This window comes from Mesorhizobium sp. 2RAF45 (assembly GCF_052115225.1).
GTDB lineage: Bacteria > Pseudomonadota > Alphaproteobacteria > Rhizobiales > Rhizobiaceae > Mesorhizobium > Mesorhizobium jarvisii.
Genome location: NZ_JBFRGG010000023.1, coordinates 1 through 16,832, shown reverse-complemented (window position 1 = coordinate 16,832; position 16,832 = coordinate 1). Strand labels below are relative to the sequence as shown.

The window sequence follows — 16,832 nt, the reverse complement described above, 5'->3', positions numbered from 1 at the left end:
GGAGCGCGATCCCTTCAGATCGAACTCAGTAACGCAGCACCTGGCGCAGTATCTGCCCGCCGCGCTCGACGGTAAAGCGCCACCAGCGCGTATCCTGCTGGGCTACCTGCGCCAGGGTCGCGGCGGTATCGATGGTGGTGCCGTTGACCTCGCGCACGATGTCGCCCGGGATGAAGCCGAAATCGGCGGCCGGCGAGTCGCGGTTGATGTCGATCACCGTCACGCCCTTGAGATCGGTGCGCAGGCCAAGCTTCTGGGCAAGCCGCGGCGACAGTTCCGCGACCTTCGCGCCCGAGAACGGGCTGCGGCCATGCAGCGTCACTTCCGAGGCTTTCGCACCTTCCGGCGCGCGCTCCAGCGCGATGTCCATGGCTGCTTGCTGGCCCTTGGTCAGGATCGCGAAATTCGCCTTTGTGCCGATCGACAGCGTCGCCATGCGATAGTCCAGCGCCTCGATGCTCTCGACCGGCTTGCCGTTGATCTGCAGCACGACATCGCCAGCCTTCAGCCCGGCCTTGCCGGCTGGCCCAGTAGCATCGACCGAAGACACCAGCGCACCGGTCGGCTTTTCCATGCCGAGCGATTCGGCGATCTGCGGCGTCACCGCCTCGAACTCGGCGCCGATATAGGGCCGCTCGAAGAAATCGAGGCCGGCCTTGGCCGCATCGGCGAAAGCCCGCACCATGTTGGCCGGGATGGCGAAACCGATGCCGATCGAGCCGCCGCTGCGGCTGTAGATGGCGGTGTTGATGCCGACCAGCTGGCCGCCCATGTTGATCAGCGCGCCGCCGGAATTGCCGGGATTGATGGCCGCGTCGGTCTGGATGAAATAGCCCGAATCCGAGACGCCGATATGGCTGCGGGCAAGTGCCGAAACAATGCCGCTGGTGGTGGTCTGACCGACGCCGAAGGGATTGCCGATGGCCAGCACTAGGTCGCCGACCTCCAGCGCGTCGGAATCGCCAATGGCGATGACCGGGAACGGCTTGTCGGATTCGATCTTGAGCACGGCTAGATCCAGCGTCTCGTCCTTCAGCATCACCTTGCTGGTGAATTCGCGCCCGTCGGCGGTCGCCACCTTGACCTCGTCGGCATCCTTGATGACGTGAAAATTGGTGACGATGACGCCGCTCGGATCGACAAGCACACCTGAGCCCAGCGAGGATTGGGCGCGCGGCTGCGCACGGCCGAAAAACTCCTCGAAGAACGGATCGCCTTCAAAAGGCGATGTGACCTTGGCCGTCTGCGAGGCATAGACATTGACCACGGCCGGCGCCGTCTGCTTGACCAGCGGCGCGAACGAAAGCTGTACCTCCTCACGGCCGAACGGCACGCGCTTGTCAGGCCCCGAGGTGGCATTCTCGCCTTCGACACCGTGCAGCAGATCGGTCAGCACGTCCGACAGGCCCGGATCGGCGGGTTTTGCCGCGTCTTCGGCGAACGCCTGCCGGACTGCCGGTGCGGCTGCGAACACCATGAAGGCGCAGAGCAGAACAAGGGACAGTCTTTTGGCGCGCATTCGCGAATCCTCCAAGGCAAGTTCGGGCGCATTGTCCCGACGATTGTGCAAAATGAAAGGCTAAGCCGCTGAAATCCGATTATTTTCGCGCCGGCAGATCGTTTAAGGTGCGCCTTGGTAGGCGTAGGGCATGAAAAAGGGGCCCGCAGGCCCCTTCAATTCATTCCGGAAAGAGGTGGCCTTATGCGGCCGCGGCTTCCGCGTCGGTGCCTTCGGCTTCGAGGCGGGCGCGGTCGCCAGCGCCCTTGGCCGAGGTGTCGCGATCGACGAACTCAATGACGGCCATCGCGGCGTTGTCGCCGTGACGGAAGCCGGCTTTCATGATGCGCAAATAACCGCCGTTGCGGTTGGCGTAGCGCGGGGCGATGGTGTCGAACAGGCGCTTAACGACGCCTTCATTGCCGATCTGCGCGATCACCTGGCGGCGGGCGTGCAGGTCGCCGCGCTTGCCGAGTGTTACCAGCTTCTCGACGATCGGACGCAGGTCCTTCGCCTTCGGCAGGGTGGTGACGATCTGCTCGTGCTCGAGCAGCGACACGGCGAGGTTGGCGAACATCGACTTGCGATGGCTAATGCTTCGGGCGAAGCGACGGCCTTTGAAACCGTGGCGCATGGCTCTTTTCCTTCTTCAGTTGTTCAAGAGGCCAAGGCCTCTGATGGTTTTCCGCATGACCGTCGGATCGAGCGGCTCACGCCGCCGATCCTTGGAATTCATGCTCAATATTGGTCTTCGTAGCGCTTGGCGAGGTCTTCGATGTTTTCCGGCGGCCAGTCCGGCACTTCCATGCCGAGGTGCAGGCCCATTGCCGCCAGCACTTCCTTGATCTCGTTCAGCGACTTGCGGCCGAAGTTCGGGGTGCGCAGCATCTCGGCTTCGGTCTTCTGGATGAGATCGCCGATGTAGACGATGTTGTCGTTCTTCAGGCAGTTGGCCGAACGCACCGAAAGCTCGAGCTCGTCGACCTTCTTGAGCAGCGCCGGGTTGAAGGCGAGCTCGGTGACGGCTTCGGCGGCGACTTCCTTCTGCGGCTCGTCGAAGTTGACGAACAGGCCGAGCTGGTCCTGCAGGATGCGGGCGGCGAAAGCCACCGCGTCCTCGCCCGAGATCGAACCGTCGGTCTCGATGGTCATGGTCAGCTTGTCATAGTCGAGAACCTGGCCCTCGCGGGTGTTCTCGACCTTGTAGGAGACCTTCTTGACCGGCGAATAGAGGCTGTCGACCGGGATCAGGCCGATCGGCGCGTCCTCGGCGCGGTTGCGCTCGGCCGGCACGTAGCCCTTGCCGGTGTCGACGGTGAATTCCATGCGGATTTCAGCGCCTTCGTCCAGCGTGCAGATGACGTGGTCGGGATTGAGGATCTCGACATCGCCAACCGTCTGGATGTCGCCGGCGAGAACCGCACCCGGTCCCTGCTTGCGCACGACCATGCGCTTGGGGCCGTCGCCTTCCATGCGGATGGCGATTTCCTTGATGTTCAAGACGATGTCGGTCACGTCCTCGCGCACACCGGCGATGGACGAGAATTCATGCAGAACGCCGTCGATCTGCACGGCGGTCACAGCCGCACCGCGCAGCGAAGACAGAAGCACGCGGCGCAGCGCGTTGCCCAGCGTGAGGCCAAAGCCACGCTCAAGCGGCTCGGCGACCAGCGTGGTCAGCGTCTTCTTCTTCGACGAGAACTCGATCTTGTTCGGCTTGATCAGTTCCTGCCAATTTTTCTGGATCATGATGCTTTCCTTCCGTTGACCCGCCACCATCCAATCGTGGCGGGCGACCTGGAATACCGCGGAGGAACGCCCCTGTGGGCGTTCGCGCGGCGTTCGGTAATTTCTTAGACGCGGCGCTTCTTGCGCGGGCGGCAGCCATTGTGCGGGATCGGCGTCACATCACGGATCGAGGTGATGGTGAAGCCGGCCGCCTGCAGGGCGCGCAGCGCCGATTCACGACCGGAGCCAGGTCCGCAGACCTCGACTTCGAGCATGCGCATGCCGTGTTCCTGGGCCTTCTTGGCGACGTCCTCGGCAGCCATCTGGGCGGCGAACGGGGTCGACTTGCGCGAACCCTTGAAGCCCTGGGCACCGGCCGACGACCAGGCAATCGAATTGCCCTGCGCGTCGGTGATGGTGATCATCGTGTTGTTGAAGGTCGAATTGACGTGGGCAACGCCCGACGAGATATTCTTGCGTTCGCGACGGCGAACACGAGCGGCTTCCTTGGCCATGGTATTCCTTTCAGTTGATCTCTACACCGCCGTAATGCCAGCGGCTCCACCTTCGTAAGGGAGTAGGGGAATAGGGCAGTAAGGGAGTAGGGAGAAATGCGACCCGACTGGCGGGCATTCCCTACTGCCTTACTCCCCTACTCCCTTATTCACCCAAATTACTTCTTCTTGCCGGCGATCGACTTGGCCGGGCCCTTGCGGGTGCGTGCATTGGTGTGCGTGCGCTGGCCGCGGACCGGCAGCGAGCGACGGTGACGCAGGCCGCGGTAGCAGCCGAGGTCCATGAGACGCTTGATGTTCATCGACACTTCGCGACGCAGGTCGCCTTCGACCTGGTAGTCACGGTCGATGGTCTCGCGGATCTGCAAGACTTCCGCGTCGGTCAGCTGGTTGACGCGGCGCTCGGCCGGGATGCCGACCTTGTCGACGATCTCCTGGGCGAACTTCTTGCCAATGCCGTGAATGTACTGAAGCGCGATGACGACGCGCTTGTTGGTCGGAATGTTGACGCCGGCTATACGAGCCATGTTCTTTCCTTCTCCATGTGGGCCGGCCAACCTTTAAAACAAGGTAGTCCCGGCGCTGTCAAAGTTGCCCCGCGTCCGGTGGAGGCCGGCCCTTGCGGGAGTTTCCAGTTCAAAGCGACTGCCTTGCCCTTGCGGACAAGCAAAGTTCGCACCTGATAGGAAGACGGGCCGCCATACCGCAGCGAGCCGCTCCCGTCAAGCCTAATCTTTAGATTCCGTTACCGCGCCTTGGCGGCGGCCGCGAGCACGGCTTCGATCTCGGCGGTCACCGCGTCGATGCTGGCCATGCCGTCGACCGTCTTAAGCTTGCCCTTGGCGTAATAATAGCCGGTCAGCGGAGCGGTCTTCTTGTAGTACTCGCGCAGGCGCTCCTCGAACACCGCCGGATTGTCGTCCTTGCGCACCGGCTGCCCGGCGGCCTTGGCGTCCTCGGCGCGCTTGACGATGCGGCCGACCAGGGCCCTGTCGTCGACGACCAGTTCGATGACCGTGTCGAGGCCGATGCCACGCTCAGAAAGCATCGATTCAACCGCATCGGCCTGCACCAGTGTGCGCGGGTAGCCGTCGAGGATGAATCCCTTGGCGCAGTCGGCCTGGTCGATCCGCTCGGCGACGATGGCATTGACGATGGCGTCGGACACCAGTTCACCGGCATCCATCACCGCCTTGGCACGCTTGCCGACTTCGGAACCGGCCTGAACGGCGGCACGCAGCATGTCTCCCGTCGAGAGTTGGGGTATGCCGTGTTTTTCTACCAGTCTTTGTGCTTGTGTCCCCTTGCCCGCCCCTGGCGGCCCAAGCAAAATCAACCTCATCTGGCTTTCTTCCCCCCGCGCAGCTTCGACTTCTTGATCAGGCCTTCATACTGGTGCGCGATCAGGTGGCCCTGAATCTGCGCAACCGTATCGAGCGTGACACTGACCACGATCAGAAGCGATGTGCCACCAAGGTAGAATGGTACGCCAGTCGCCGAGATCAGGAACTCCGGCAGCAGGCACACCAGCACCAGATAGATGGCGCCGACGACGGTGATGCGGGTGAGAACGTAATCGATGTAATCGGCGGTGCGCTCGCCCGGGCGATAGCCCGGGATGAAGCCCGAATGCTTCTTGAGCTGGTCGGCGGTGTCCTTCGGGTTGAAGACAATCGCTGTGTAGAAGAAGGCGAAGAACACGATCATCGCCGCGTAGAACGCCATGTAGAGCGGCTGGCCATGGCCGAGCGAGGCCAGGATGGTGCTCGCCCAGGCGGGCATGTTGGTGGTCTGCGAGAAGCCGGCGATGGTGGCCGGCAGCAGGAGCAGCGACGAGGCGAAGATCGGCGGGATGACGCCCGACGTATTGAGCTTCAGCGGCAGATGCGAGGTGTCGCCCTGGAACATGCGATTGCCGACCTGGCGCTTCGGATACTGGATCAGCAGGCGGCGCTGGGCGCGTTCGAAGAACACGATGAGCGCGATGACGACGATGGCCAGGACGATGATCGCCAGGATCAGGCCGGTCGACAGGGCGCCGGTGCGACCAAGTTCCAGCGTGCCGGAAATGGCATGCGGCAAGCCGGCGACGATGCCGGAGAAGATGATCAGCGAAATGCCGTTGCCTATGCCGCGCGCGGTAATCTGCTCGCCGAGCCACATCAGGAACATGGTGCCGCCGACCAGCGTGACGACGGTCGAAACGCGGAAGAACATGCCGGGATCGCTGACGATGCCGTTGCCGTTCTCCAGCCCCACCGAAATGCCATAGGCCTGTACCAGTGCCAGAAGCACGGTGCCGTAGCGCGTGTACTGGTTGATGACCTTGCGGCCCTGTTCGCCTTCCTTCTTCAGCGCTTCCAGCGACGGAATGACCGAGGTCATCAGCTGCATGATGATGGAGGCGGAGATGTAAGGCATGATGCCGAGCGCGAAGATCGCCATGCGCTGCACGGCGCCGCCGGCGAACATGTTGAACATGCCGAGCACGCCCTTGCTCTGCGAGGAGAAGGCTTGGGCGAAGGCGTCGGGATTGATTCCGGGCAGCGGGATATAGGTGCCGAGGCGGTAGACGAGCAACGCGCCAATGGTGAACCAGATGCGTTTCTTCAGGTCCTCCGCCTTGGCGAAGGCCGAGAAATTCAGATTCGAGGCTAGTTGTTCAGCAGCCGAAGCCATGCCTGATTCTCCGCTTGGTAACGCTTGATGGCCCGTGAGGTCAGGCGGTGCGTTTCACCGAAGCTCACGAGATAAGCTCCGGGCTCTAAACATGCAAGCGGCCGCGTTGACGCGGCCGCTTAATTGAGCAGATCAAAGCGCAATCGTGAGCAAAAACGGGATCCCACTCTTGCCGATCGCGCTTCAAATTGCCGTTACTCGGCAGCTGCCTTTTCCGGCAACTTGACCGAGCCGCCGGCCTTTTCGATCTTCTCGATCGCCGCCTTGGAAGCACCGGCGACGTCGAAGGCAAGCTTGGCCTTGAGTTCGCCATCGGACAGCACGCGCACGCCATCCTTGACGCGGCGGATGACGCCGGCGGCGACGAGCGCCTCGGCCGTCACGGTTGCCTTGGCGTCGAGCTTCTTGGCATCGACGGCTTCCTGGATGCGGGCCAGCGACACGACGACGAAGCTCTTGGCGAAGATGTTGTTGAAGCCACGCTTCGGCAGGCGCCGGTAGAGCGGCATCTGGCCACCCTCGAAGCCGTTGATGGCGACGCCGGAGCGCGCCTTCTGACCCTTGACGCCGCGACCGGCGGTCTTGCCCGAGCCGGAACCGATGCCGCGGCCGAGACGCTTCTTGGAATGCGTCGCGCCGTCCTTGTCACGCAGATCGTTGAGTTTCATCTGAGTTCTCCTGCGCTTTGGCTCAGCCCTCGTCCACGACGCGGACGAGATGCTGAACGGCGGCGATCATGCCGCGCACGGAAGGCGTATCTTCCAGGGTGCGCTGCTTGTGCATCTTGTTGAGGCCGAGGCCGACCAGCGTCGCGCGCTGTTCCTTCGGGCGGCGGATCGGCGAACCGATCTGCTCAACGGTGATGGTCTTGGTTGCTTTCTTGGCCATGGTCAAAATCCCTGGTCAGATCGACTATTCTTCAGCCGCAACGGCGGTGCCGCGGCGGGCCTGAAGGGTCGAATACTTGATGCCGCGAGCGGCAGCCACATCCTTGGGATGCATCTGGCTCTTCAGCGCATCGAACGTGGCGCGAACCATGTTGTAAGGGTTCGACGAACCCATCGACTTGGCGACCACGTCATGCATGCCGAGCGTCTCGAAAACGGCGCGCATCGGGCCGCCGGCGATGATGCCGGTACCCTGCTTGGCGGCGCGCAGCAGAACGCGTCCGGCGCCCCAGCGTCCCTCGACGTCGTGATGCAGCGTACGGCCCGAGCGCAGCGGCACGAAGATCATGTCGCGCTTGGCCGATTCAGTTGCCTTGCGGATGGCTTCCGGCACTTCGCGTGCCTTGCCATGACCGAAGCCGACGCGGCCCTTCTGGTCGCCGACGACGACGAGTGCGGCGAAGCCGAAGCGACGGCCACCCTTGACGACCTTGGCGACGCGATTGATGTGGACCAGCTTGTCCACCATGCCGTCGTCGCGCTCTTCGCGCTCACGCTCGCGGCCGCGGCCGCCTTCCCTACGTTCCTGTGCCATATCCTGTTCCTTGTTTTTTTCCGGAAGCACGGTTGATGATACGATCCGGCGCCTCTGTGGGTCACCGGGGGCGAAATTAGAAGCTCAGACCGCCTTCGCGGGCAGCTTCAGCCAGCGCCTTGACGCGGCCGTGATAGATGTACGGGCCACGGTCGAAGACGACTTCCTTGACGCCGGCCTTGGTGGCGCGCTCGGCGATCAGCTTGCCGATCGCGGCGGCGGCGGCCGTGTCGGCGCCGGTCTTGAGCGAACCCTTGAGGTCCTTCTCGAGCGTCGAAGCGGCAGCGATGGTGTGGCCCTTGGCGTCGTCGATCACCTGGACATAGATGTTTTTCGAGGTGCGGTGAACCGACAGGCGCGGACGCTCACCGGCGACCTTCCTGATCTGGCGGCGAACGCGCTGCGCACGGCGCTGCGTGGATTCCTTGGTACCCATGATGGTCTTCCTTGCCTTCAAAAAACGGGGGCCGCCATATGCGGTAGGCGAAGCGCCTCCCGCGACCGCTCCCCGCGGCGTTACACTTACTTCTTCTTGCCTTCCTTGCGGACGATCTTCTCGCCAGCGTAGCGGACGCCCTTGCCCTTGTAGGGCTCCGGACCGCGATATTCGCGGATCTCGGCGGCGACCTGGCCGACCTGCTGCTTGTCGATGCCGGTCACGGTGATTTCCGTCGGCTTCGGCACAGCGATGGTGACACCGGCCGGCGTCTCATAGACGACGTCATGGCTGAAGCCAAGAGCCAGCTGCAGGTTCTTGCCCTGCATGGCGGCGCGATAGCCGACGCCGGTGATCTCGAGCTTCTTCTCGAAGCCGTCCTTGACGCCCTGCAGAATGTTGACGATCTGCGTGCGCGACATGCCCCACTTGGAGCGGGCGGTCTTGGTCTGGTCGCGCGGCTGGACAGCGATCTCGCCGCCTTCCATCTTGACCAGGACTTCGTCGTTCACCACGAACTTCAGCTCGCCCTTGGGGCCCTTCGCCGTCACGGTCTGGCCGTTGACGGTCGCGGTCACGCCCTGCGGCAGCGAAACGGGTTTCTTTCCAATACGAGACATTTTGTTGTCCTCGTCACTTCTCTTGTTTCAGGTCTCTGTCTTCGGAACGATCCGAAGACCGGATTCCAATTTTCGGTCAGCTGCCAGATCAGAAGATCTGGCAGAGGATCTCGCCGCCGACGTTCTGTTCGCGGGCTTCGTGATCGGCCATCACGCCCTTCGGCGTCGAAAGGATGGCGATGCCGAGGCCGTTGGCGACGTGCGGAATCGACTTGGCCGAGACGTAAACGCGGCGGCCCGGCTTCGAGACGCGGGCGATTTCGCGCACGACCGGCGCACCGTCGAAATACTTCAGCTCGATTTCGATCTCGGACTTGCCGTTGTCGAAGTCGGTCTGGCTGTAGTCGCGGATATAGCCTTCAGCCTTCAGCACGTCGAGGACGCGGGTGCGCAGACGCGAGGCCGGCGTCGAGACACTCGACTTCTTGCGGCCGTAGGCGTTGCGGATGCGGGTCAGCATATCGCCGAGAGGATCGCTCAATGACATGTTATGTCCTCCTTACCAGCTCGACTTGACCAGGCCCGGGATCTGGCCGTTGTTGCCGAGATCACGAAGCGCGATGCGCGATACTTTGAGCTTGCGATAGTAGGCACGCGGACGGCCGGTGACTTCGCAGCGGTTGCGGATGCGGATCTTGGCCGAGTTGCGCGGCAGGGCAGCAAGCTTGAGCTGAGCGCGGAAGCGCTCTTCCATCGGCTTGGACTGATCCATGATGATCGCCTTCAGGGCAGCGCGCTTGGGACCGTACTGGTCGGCAAGCTTGCGGCGCCTGTTGTTCTTCTCGACTGAGCTGGTCTTTGCCATTTCAGATTTTTCCTTTTCTCGCTGCCGTTACTGGCGGAAGGGGAAGTTGAAAGCCTTGAGCAATGCCCGGGCTTCGTCGTCCGTCTTCGCAGTCGTACAAACGATGACGTCCATGCCCCAGATCTGATCAACCTTGTCGTAGTTGATCTCCGGGAACACGATATGCTCCTTGATGCCCATGGCGTAGTTGCCACGGCCATCGAAGCTCTTGGGGTTCAGTCCGCGGAAGTCGCGGACGCGCGGCAGCGCGATGTTCACGAGGCGGTCGAGGAACTCGTACATGCGTTCCTTGCGCAGCGTGACCTTGGCGCCGATCGGCATGTTCTCGCGGACCTTGAAGCCGGCGATCGAATTGCGGGCGCGGGTGACGACGGCCTTCTGGCCGGCGATCAGCGCCAGGTCTTCGGCCGCAACCGAAGGCTTCTTCGAATCGGCGGTCGCTTCGCCGACACCCATGTTCAGCACGATCTTGTCGAGGCGCGGAACCTGCATGTCGTTGTCGTAGCCGAACTGCTCCTGCAGCGCCTTGCGGATGGTCTCGTTGTAGACCTGCTTCAGACGCGGCGTGTTGGTGGCAGTCGCCTGCTTGCTTTGAGCCTTAGCCATTGATGACTTCTCCCGAGCGCTTGGCGACGCGCACCTTCTTGCCGTCCTTCTGGAAGGTGAAACCGACGCGGGTCGGCTTGCCATCCTTGGGGTCGGCCAGCGCGATGTTCGACAGCTGGATCGGCGCTTCCTTGGTAATGATCCCGCCCTCTTGGGACTGGGTCTGCTTCTGGTGACGACGGATCATGTTGACGCCGCGCACCAGCGCGGTGTCATCCTTCGGCTGAACCGAGAGGACTTCGCCCGAACGGCCCTTGTCCTTGCCGGCCAGCACGACGACCTTGTCGCCTTTTCTAATCTTTTGCATTGGTCCGGCTCCTTACAGCACTTCAGGCGCGAGCGAGATGATCTTCATGTGGTTCTTGGCGCGGAGTTCGCGCGGAACCGGTCCGAAGATACGCGTGCCGATCGGCTCTTTCTTGTTGTCGACGAGAACGGCCGCGTTCTTGTCGAAACGGATCACGCTGCCGTCCGGGCGGCGGATGTCCTTGGCCGTGCGAACCACGACCGCCTTCATCACATCGCCCTTCTTAACGCGGCCGCGCGGAATGGCTTCCTTGATGGACACCACGATGATGTCGCCCACGGAAGCGTATTTCCGCTTCGAGCCGCCCAGCACCTTGATGCACATGACACGACGCGCGCCGGAATTATCCGCCACGTCGAGGTTTGTTTGCATCTGAATCATGACTGGCCGCCTTCTTCTTTTCTAACGGGACGGGCTCGAAGCCCCTCCCCGGTCTGTCCAAAATTCGTTGTTTACGCCCGGAGGTCAGGCTTGGTCCGAAGACACGACGATCCAGCGCTTGTCCTTGGAAATCGGCTTCGATTCCTGGATGAACACCTGATCGCCAACCTTGTGGGCGTTGTTCTCGTCGTGCGCCTTGTACTTCTTGGTCATGCGCACGGTCTTCTTCATCACGGGATGCGTGAAGCGCCGTTCGACCTTGACGACAACCGTCTTCTCGTTCTTGTCGCTGACGACGGTGCCCTGCAGAATGCGCTTTGGCATGGTTTTCGTCCTTAAGCCTTCTTGGCCGCGGACTTTTCCGCAGCGATGGTCTTGATACGCGCAATGTCCTTACGGACCTGCCTCACGCGCGCGGTCTTCTCGAGCTGGCCGGTGGCCTTCTGGAAGCGCAGGTTGAACTGCTCCTTCTTCAGGCTGGCCAAATCGTCGGTCAGCTGGTCCTGGGTCTTGGTCCGGATGTCTTCGGCTTTCATGATCAGCCCGTCCTTATTCTGCGATGCGCTGTACGAAGCGCGTCCTGACCGAGAGCTTGGCCGCGCCGAGACGCAGCGCCTCACGGGCGGTTTCTTCACTGACGCCGTCGATCTCGAACATGATGCGGCCCGGCTTGACGCGCGCCGCCCAGTAGTCGACGGCACCCTTGCCCTTGCCCATGCGGACTTCGGTCGGCTTCGACGTGACCGGCAGATCCGGGAAAATGCGGATCCAGACGCGGCCAGCACGCTTCATTTCACGAGTGATCGCGCGGCGGGCCGCCTCGATCTCACGCGCGGTGACGCGGTTCGGCTCAAGCGCCTTCAGCCCGAAACCACCGAAATCCAGGTTGGTGCCGCCCTTTGCGGTACCATGGATACGGCCCTTGAACTGCTTGCGGAACTTTGTGCGCTTTGGCTGCAGCATCGTTCTAACTCCAAATTCCTAAATGTCTCAGGCGTTTTCGCGACGACGACCGCGTTCGCGATCACCACCACCGCCATGCGCAGCATCACCCTCGGTCGCGCGACGTTCCGAAGCCATCGGATCGTGCTCGAGGATCTCGCCCTTGAATACCCAGACCTTGACGCCGCAGATGCCATACGCCGTATTCGCCTCGGCCGTGCCGTAGTCGACATCGGCGCGCAGCGTGTGCAGCGGCACGCGGCCTTCACGGTACCACTCCATGCGGGCGATTTCGGCGCCGCCGAGACGGCCCGAGCAGTTGATGCGGATGCCTTCGGCACCGAGGCGCATCGCCGACTGCACGGCGCGCTTCATGGCGCGGCGGAACGCGATACGGCGCTCGAGCTGCTGGGCGATCGACTGGGCGACCAGGGTCGCGTCGATTTCCGGCTTGCGCACTTCAACGATGTTGAGGTGCGTCTCGGACTTCGTCATCTCCATCAGCTTCTTGCGAAGCTTCTCGATGTCGGCGCCCTTCTTGCCGATGATCAGACCCGGGCGCGCGGCATGGATGGTAACGCGGCACTTCTTGTGCGGGCGCTCGATCACGACCTTGGAGATCGCGGCCTGCTTGAGTTCCTTCTCAAGATACTTGCGGATCTTGATGTCCTCATGCAGCAGCTTGCCGTACTCGCCGGTGTTCGCGAACCAGCGCGAATCCCAGGTGCGGTTGATGCCGAGGCGAAGACCGATCGGATTGACTTTCTGGCCCATTATGCGGCCTCCCCTTTTTCTTCGACTTCACGAACGACGATCGTGAGGTGCGAGAACGGCTTCTCGATACGGCTGGCGCGACCACGGCCACGAGCGTGGAACCGCTTCATGACGATCGACTTGCCGACATAGGCTTCCGCCACCACCAGCGCATCGACATCGAGGTCGTGGTTGTTTTCCGCGTTGGCGATCGCCGATTCCAGCGTCTTCTTGACCGTGCCGGAAATCCGCTTGGCCGAGAATTCGAGGTCGGAAAGCGCTGTCGCGACCTTCTTGCCGCGGATCAGCGCGGCAACGAGGTTCAGCTTCTGCGGGCTGATACGGATCGTGCGCAACACGGCGCGCGCTTCGTTGTCAGCAAGCCTGCGCGGAGCTTTGGCCTTGCCCATGATTATTTCCTCTTCGCCTTCTTATCCGCGCCGTGACCGTAATAAGTCCGCGTCGGAGCGAATTCACCGAACTTATGACCGACCATGTCCTCGTTCACCGAGACGGGAACATGCTTCTGGCCGTTGTAGACACCGAAGGTGAAGCCGACGAACTGCGGCAGGATGGTGGAGCGACGGCTCCACATCTTGATCACCTCATTGCGACCACCTTCACGAACCTTGTCCACCTTCTTGAGAAGGTAGCCGTCGATGAAGGGGCCTTTCCAAATAGAACGAGTCACTTGGCGTTACCTCTTCTTAGCTCTTGCGCTGATGGCGCGAGCGCAGGATGAACTTGTCGGTCGCCTTGTTGGACCGCGTCTTCTTGCCCTTGGTCGGCTTGCCCCACGGGCTGACCGGATGACGGCCACCGGAGGTGCGGCCTTCACCACCGCCGTGCGGATGGTCGACCGGGTTCATGGTCACGCCGCGATTGTGCGGGCGCTTGCCACGCCAAACCGTGCGGCCGGCCTTGCCGTCGTTGATGTTGCCGTGGTCGGGGTTCGACACGGCACCGACGGTGGCCATGCAGGAGCCGTGAACGACACGCTGCTCGCCCGAATTGAGGCGCAGGATCGCCATGCCCTGGTCGCGACCGACGAGCTGGGCGTAACCGCCGGCCGAACGGGCGACCTGGCCACCCTTGCCCGGCTTCAGCTCGATGTTGTGGACGATCGTACCGACCGGCATCGATGCCAGCGGCATCGCATTGCCCGGCTTCACGTCGACCGCTTCGCCAGCCACGATCTTGTCGCCGGCGGCAAGTCGCTGCGGGGCGATGATGTAGGACAGCTCACCATCGTCGTACTTGATCAGCGCGATGAAGGCGGTGCGGTTCGGATCGTATTCAATGCGCTCGACCGTGCCGACGACGTCGAACTTGCGGCGCTTGAAGTCGATGATGCGGTACGAACGCTTGTGACCACCGCCGATGAAGCGGGCGGTGATGCGGCCGTAATTGTTGCGGCCGCCCGACTTGGTCAGGCCCTCGGTCAGACCCTTGACGGGCTTGCCCTTGTAGAGGCCCGAGCGGTCGACGATGACCAGCTGGCGGGTGCTCGGCGTTACCGGGTTGAATTTTTTCAGTGCCATTGTTCTGTCCTCGCGGCCTTGCTCAGAGACCCGTCGCGACGTCGATCGACTGGCCGTCGGCCAGCGTCACAATCGCCTTCTTGACGTCGCTCTGGCGGCCGATCGTGCCGCGGAAGCGCTTGATCTTGCCCTTGCGGACAAGCGTGTTCACGGCCATCACCTTGACGCCGAACAGCGCTTCGACGGCGGCCTTGATTTCCGGCTTCGACGCCTTCTTGGCGACGTTGAAGACGACCTGGTTCTGCTCGGAAGCCATGGTCGACTTTTCGGTGATCGCCGGGCTGACGATCACGTCGTAGTGACGAAGGTCGGTCATTTAAAGCGCTCCTCGAGAGCCTCGACGGCGGCCTTGGAAAGGACCAGCGTGCCGCGGCGCAGAATGTCGTAGACGTTGATGCCCTGGATGGGCAGCACGTCGATGTTGGGGATGTTGGTCGCGGCCAGCTTGAAGTTCTTGTCAAGCTCGGCACCACCAATCACCAGTGCGTTGCTCAGGCCCAGCGTCGCGAAATTCGCGATCAGCGCCTTGGTCTTGGCCTCGGTCAGCTTCAGCTCGTCGATGACGATGATCGACGCGCTCTTGGCCTTGGCCGAGAGAGCATGCTTCAAGCCGAGAGCACGCACCTTCTTCGGCAGGTCGTGCTCGTGGCTGCGAACGACCGGGCCGTGGGCCTTGCCGCCGCCGCGGAACTGCGGAGCGCGTGCCGAATGGTGACGGGCGCGGCCCGTACCCTTCTGCTTGTACATCTTGGCGCCGGTGCGCGCGATTTCGGCGCGGCCCTTGGCCTTGTGCGTGCCCTGCTGCTTCTTGGCGAGCTGCCAGCGCACGACGCGCTGCAGGATGTCCTCGCGCGGATCAAGGCCGAAAATCTCCTCGGAGAGTTTCACCTTGCCGGCGTCCTTGCCGCCAAGCGTTGTGATCTTGAGATCCATTATTCCGCTCCCTCTGTGGCCGGAGCCTCGTTCTTAACAGCGGCGCGGATCGCGGCGGGCTTCGGCGCATTCGCCGGCAGTGCCACCTTGGCCGCATCGCGGACCAGGATCCAGGCGCCCTTCGATCCGGGAACCGCTCCGCGGATCAGGATCAGGCCGCGGTCGGCATCGGTCGAGACGATCTCGACATTCTGCGTCGTCACACGGGTATCGCCCATGTGGCCGGCCATCTTCTTGCCCTTGAACACCTTGCCGGGGTCCTGGCGCTGGCCGGTCGAACCGTGCGTACGGTGCGAGACCGAGTTACCGTGCGTCGCGCGGCCACCACCCATGTGGTGACGCTTGATGACGCCCTGGAAACCCTTGCCGATCGTCGTGCCCGTCACATCGACCTTCTGGCCGGCGACGAAGTGCTCGACGGTAATCTCGGCGCCGACATCGATCATGTTGTCGGCCGAGACGCGGAACTCGGCAACCTTCGCCTTCGGCTCGACGGAAGCGGTCGCGAAATGGCCGCGCATCGCCTTCGACGTGTTCTTCACCTTGGCGAGGCCAACGCCGAGCTGAACGGCGGTGTAGCCATTCTTCTCCTGCGTGCGCTGCGCCACGACCTGGCAGTTCTCCATCTGGAGAACGGTGACGGGAACATGTTCCCCGGCATCGTTATAGATGCGGGTCATTCCCACCTTCTTTGCAATCACACCTGAACGCATCGGTTCAATTCCTTTAGAGTTCCGGGCCAGGGGCACCGCCCCTTACCGCGCTCTCATTCCCTTAGAGCTTGATCTCGACGTCGACGCCGGCGGCCAGATCGAGCTTCATCAAAGCATCGACGGTCTGCGGGGTCGGATCGACGATGTCGAGCAGACGCTTGTGCGTGCGCATCTCGAACTGCTCGCGGCTCTTCTTGTCGACGTGGGGCGACCGGTTCACCGTGAACTTTTCGATCCGCGTCGGCAGCGGAATGGGGCCGCGGACGTTTGCGCCGGTGCGCTTGGCCGTCGACACGATTTCCTTCGTCGAGGCGTCGAGCACGCGGTGATCAAACGCCTTCAGGCGGATGCGGATATTCTGTCCGTTCATGCGTCACTTCCTTGTTCTGGCGCGGCGCGGGCAACTTCCGCGCCCGCGACAGATCGGTTTAAGTCCAAATTACTCTTTGATGGTGACGACGATGCCGGCACCGACGGTGCGGCCGCCTTCACGGATGGCGAAGCGCAGCTTCTCTTCCATGGCGATCGGCACGATCAGCTCGACATCGACCGTGATGTTGTCGCCAGGCATGACCATCTCGGTGCCAGCCGGCAGCGACACGATGCCGGTCACGTCCGTCGTGCGGAAGTAGAACTGCGGACGGTAGTTGGTGAAGAACGGCGTGTGACGGCCACCTTCGTCCTTGGTCAGGATGTAGGCCTCGGCCACGAACTTCTTGTGCGGCTTCACCGTACCGGGCTTGGCCAGAACCTGGCCGCGCTCGACACCTTCACGATCAACGCCGCGCAGCAGCGCGCCGATGTTGTCGCCAGCCTGGCCCTGATCGAGCAGCTTGCGGAACATTTCCACGCCCGTGCAGGTCGTCTTGGTCGTCGGACGGATTCGGACGGAT

At 62.5% G+C, this 16,832-nt stretch carries 29 protein-coding genes; all 29 read right to left on the bottom strand.

From position 1 onward, the window contains the following. Positions 1-25: 25 nt before the first annotated feature. Complete coding sequence (locus tag AB4Z43_RS32250; RefSeq protein ID WP_441940769.1) at positions 26-1,519, bottom strand: DegQ family serine endoprotease; 1,494 nt, start codon at positions 1,517-1,519, stop codon at positions 26-28. Between the two features lie 181 nt (positions 1,520-1,700). Then, positions 1,701-2,132 carry a 50S ribosomal protein L17 gene (gene rplQ, locus AB4Z43_RS32245; protein WP_010909289.1) on the bottom strand — a complete coding sequence of 144 codons (432 nt, stop codon included), beginning with the start codon at positions 2,130-2,132 and terminating at the stop codon, positions 1,701-1,703. A 104-nt stretch (positions 2,133-2,236) separates the two neighbouring features. Beyond that, positions 2,237-3,247 carry a DNA-directed RNA polymerase subunit alpha gene (locus AB4Z43_RS32240; protein ID WP_006205443.1) on the bottom strand — a complete coding sequence of 337 codons (1,011 nt, stop codon included), beginning with the start codon at positions 3,245-3,247 and terminating at the stop codon, positions 2,237-2,239. Between the two features lie 104 nt (positions 3,248-3,351). After that, positions 3,352-3,741 carry a 30S ribosomal protein S11 gene (rpsK, locus tag AB4Z43_RS32235; RefSeq protein ID WP_006205444.1) on the bottom strand — a complete coding sequence of 130 codons (390 nt, stop codon included), beginning with the start codon at positions 3,739-3,741 and terminating at the stop codon, positions 3,352-3,354. 158 nt (positions 3,742-3,899) lie between these two features. Further along, positions 3,900-4,268, bottom strand: a complete 369-nt coding sequence (rpsM, locus tag AB4Z43_RS32230) for a 30S ribosomal protein S13 (RefSeq protein WP_006205445.1) — start codon at positions 4,266-4,268, stop codon at positions 3,900-3,902. 218 nt (positions 4,269-4,486) lie between these two features. Further along, entirely contained in the window at positions 4,487-5,083 is a 597-nt protein-coding gene (locus tag AB4Z43_RS32225; protein WP_019857972.1) for an adenylate kinase, read from the bottom strand. Then, entirely contained in the window at positions 5,080-6,420 is a 1,341-nt protein-coding gene (gene secY / locus AB4Z43_RS32220) for a preprotein translocase subunit SecY (protein ID WP_019857971.1), read from the bottom strand. Before secY ends, AB4Z43_RS32225 begins: the two co-directional genes overlap by 4 nt. 194 nt (positions 6,421-6,614) lie before the next feature. Continuing rightward, positions 6,615-7,088: a 50S ribosomal protein L15 gene (gene rplO / locus AB4Z43_RS32215; protein WP_010909286.1), complete on the bottom strand. Its 474-nt coding sequence runs from the start codon at positions 7,086-7,088 to the stop codon at positions 6,615-6,617. Between the two features lie 22 nt (positions 7,089-7,110). Beyond that, on the bottom strand, positions 7,111-7,308 hold the full coding sequence (gene rpmD / locus AB4Z43_RS32210) for a 50S ribosomal protein L30 (RefSeq protein WP_006205449.1): 198 nt from the start codon (positions 7,306-7,308) through the stop codon (positions 7,111-7,113). A 24-nt stretch (positions 7,309-7,332) separates the two neighbouring features. Next, the gene (rpsE, locus tag AB4Z43_RS32205; RefSeq protein ID WP_027046810.1) at positions 7,333-7,902 is read right to left on the bottom strand and encodes a 30S ribosomal protein S5; all 570 of its coding nucleotides are present in this window, start codon (positions 7,900-7,902) and stop codon (positions 7,333-7,335) included. A gap of 76 nt (positions 7,903-7,978) precedes the next feature. Further along, positions 7,979-8,338 carry a 50S ribosomal protein L18 gene (gene rplR, locus AB4Z43_RS32200; RefSeq protein ID WP_010909284.1) on the bottom strand — a complete coding sequence of 120 codons (360 nt, stop codon included), beginning with the start codon at positions 8,336-8,338 and terminating at the stop codon, positions 7,979-7,981. A gap of 86 nt (positions 8,339-8,424) precedes the next feature. Continuing rightward, on the bottom strand, positions 8,425-8,958 hold the full coding sequence (rplF, locus tag AB4Z43_RS32195) for a 50S ribosomal protein L6 (protein ID WP_441940764.1): 534 nt from the start codon (positions 8,956-8,958) through the stop codon (positions 8,425-8,427). An 88-nt stretch (positions 8,959-9,046) separates the two neighbouring features. After that, positions 9,047-9,445: a 30S ribosomal protein S8 gene (rpsH, locus tag AB4Z43_RS32190; protein WP_006205453.1), complete on the bottom strand. Its 399-nt coding sequence runs from the start codon at positions 9,443-9,445 to the stop codon at positions 9,047-9,049. A gap of 12 nt (positions 9,446-9,457) precedes the next feature. Next, the gene (gene rpsN / locus AB4Z43_RS32185) at positions 9,458-9,763 is read right to left on the bottom strand and encodes a 30S ribosomal protein S14 (RefSeq protein ID WP_010909282.1); all 306 of its coding nucleotides are present in this window, start codon (positions 9,761-9,763) and stop codon (positions 9,458-9,460) included. Positions 9,764-9,790: 27 nt separating this feature from the next. Next, positions 9,791-10,369, bottom strand: a complete 579-nt coding sequence (rplE, locus tag AB4Z43_RS32180) for a 50S ribosomal protein L5 (RefSeq protein WP_010909281.1) — start codon at positions 10,367-10,369, stop codon at positions 9,791-9,793. Then, positions 10,362-10,676 (bottom strand): 50S ribosomal protein L24, encoded by a 315-nt coding sequence (gene rplX, locus AB4Z43_RS32175; RefSeq protein ID WP_441940761.1) that lies wholly within the window; start codon positions 10,674-10,676, stop codon positions 10,362-10,364. Before rplX ends, rplE begins: the two co-directional genes overlap by 8 nt. A gap of 12 nt (positions 10,677-10,688) precedes the next feature. Beyond that, the gene (rplN, locus tag AB4Z43_RS32170) at positions 10,689-11,057 is read right to left on the bottom strand and encodes a 50S ribosomal protein L14 (RefSeq protein WP_006205457.1); all 369 of its coding nucleotides are present in this window, start codon (positions 11,055-11,057) and stop codon (positions 10,689-10,691) included. An 84-nt stretch (positions 11,058-11,141) separates the two neighbouring features. Beyond that, positions 11,142-11,381 (bottom strand): 30S ribosomal protein S17, encoded by a 240-nt coding sequence (gene rpsQ, locus AB4Z43_RS32165; RefSeq protein WP_010909280.1) that lies wholly within the window; start codon positions 11,379-11,381, stop codon positions 11,142-11,144. 11 nt (positions 11,382-11,392) lie between these two features. Beyond that, the gene (gene rpmC / locus AB4Z43_RS32160; protein WP_006205459.1) at positions 11,393-11,593 is read right to left on the bottom strand and encodes a 50S ribosomal protein L29; all 201 of its coding nucleotides are present in this window, start codon (positions 11,591-11,593) and stop codon (positions 11,393-11,395) included. 13 nt (positions 11,594-11,606) lie between these two features. Further along, positions 11,607-12,020: a 50S ribosomal protein L16 gene (gene rplP / locus AB4Z43_RS32155; protein WP_010909279.1), complete on the bottom strand. Its 414-nt coding sequence runs from the start codon at positions 12,018-12,020 to the stop codon at positions 11,607-11,609. 27 nt (positions 12,021-12,047) lie between these two features. Beyond that, positions 12,048-12,773 (bottom strand): 30S ribosomal protein S3, encoded by a 726-nt coding sequence (gene rpsC / locus AB4Z43_RS32150; RefSeq protein WP_010909278.1) that lies wholly within the window; start codon positions 12,771-12,773, stop codon positions 12,048-12,050. Continuing rightward, positions 12,773-13,162 (bottom strand): 50S ribosomal protein L22, encoded by a 390-nt coding sequence (rplV, locus tag AB4Z43_RS32145; protein WP_010909277.1) that lies wholly within the window; start codon positions 13,160-13,162, stop codon positions 12,773-12,775. Before rplV ends, rpsC begins: the two co-directional genes overlap by 1 nt. 2 nt (positions 13,163-13,164) lie before the next feature. Beyond that, positions 13,165-13,443: a 30S ribosomal protein S19 gene (gene rpsS, locus AB4Z43_RS32140; protein ID WP_006205463.1), complete on the bottom strand. Its 279-nt coding sequence runs from the start codon at positions 13,441-13,443 to the stop codon at positions 13,165-13,167. Positions 13,444-13,459: 16 nt separating this feature from the next. After that, positions 13,460-14,293, bottom strand: coding sequence for a 50S ribosomal protein L2 (gene rplB / locus AB4Z43_RS32135; RefSeq protein WP_010909276.1), 834 nt, complete (start codon positions 14,291-14,293; stop codon positions 13,460-13,462). A gap of 22 nt (positions 14,294-14,315) precedes the next feature. Continuing rightward, a complete protein-coding gene (locus AB4Z43_RS32130; protein WP_010909275.1) occupies positions 14,316-14,609 on the bottom strand; it encodes a 50S ribosomal protein L23 in 294 nt (97 codons plus the stop codon). Further along, positions 14,606-15,226, bottom strand: coding sequence for a 50S ribosomal protein L4 (rplD, locus tag AB4Z43_RS32125; RefSeq protein WP_019857964.1), 621 nt, complete (start codon positions 15,224-15,226; stop codon positions 14,606-14,608). Before rplD ends, AB4Z43_RS32130 begins: the two co-directional genes overlap by 4 nt. Further along, positions 15,226-15,939 (bottom strand): 50S ribosomal protein L3, encoded by a 714-nt coding sequence (gene rplC / locus AB4Z43_RS32120; protein ID WP_010909273.1) that lies wholly within the window; start codon positions 15,937-15,939, stop codon positions 15,226-15,228. Before rplC ends, rplD begins: the two co-directional genes overlap by 1 nt. Positions 15,940-16,000: 61 nt before the next feature. Continuing rightward, complete coding sequence (gene rpsJ / locus AB4Z43_RS32115; protein ID WP_010909272.1) at positions 16,001-16,309, bottom strand: 30S ribosomal protein S10; 309 nt, start codon at positions 16,307-16,309, stop codon at positions 16,001-16,003. 69 nt (positions 16,310-16,378) lie between these two features. Continuing rightward, positions 16,379-16,832 (bottom strand): EF-Tu/IF-2/RF-3 family GTPase (locus AB4Z43_RS32110; RefSeq protein ID WP_441940753.1); only part of this gene is annotated, 454 nt, incomplete at its 5' end.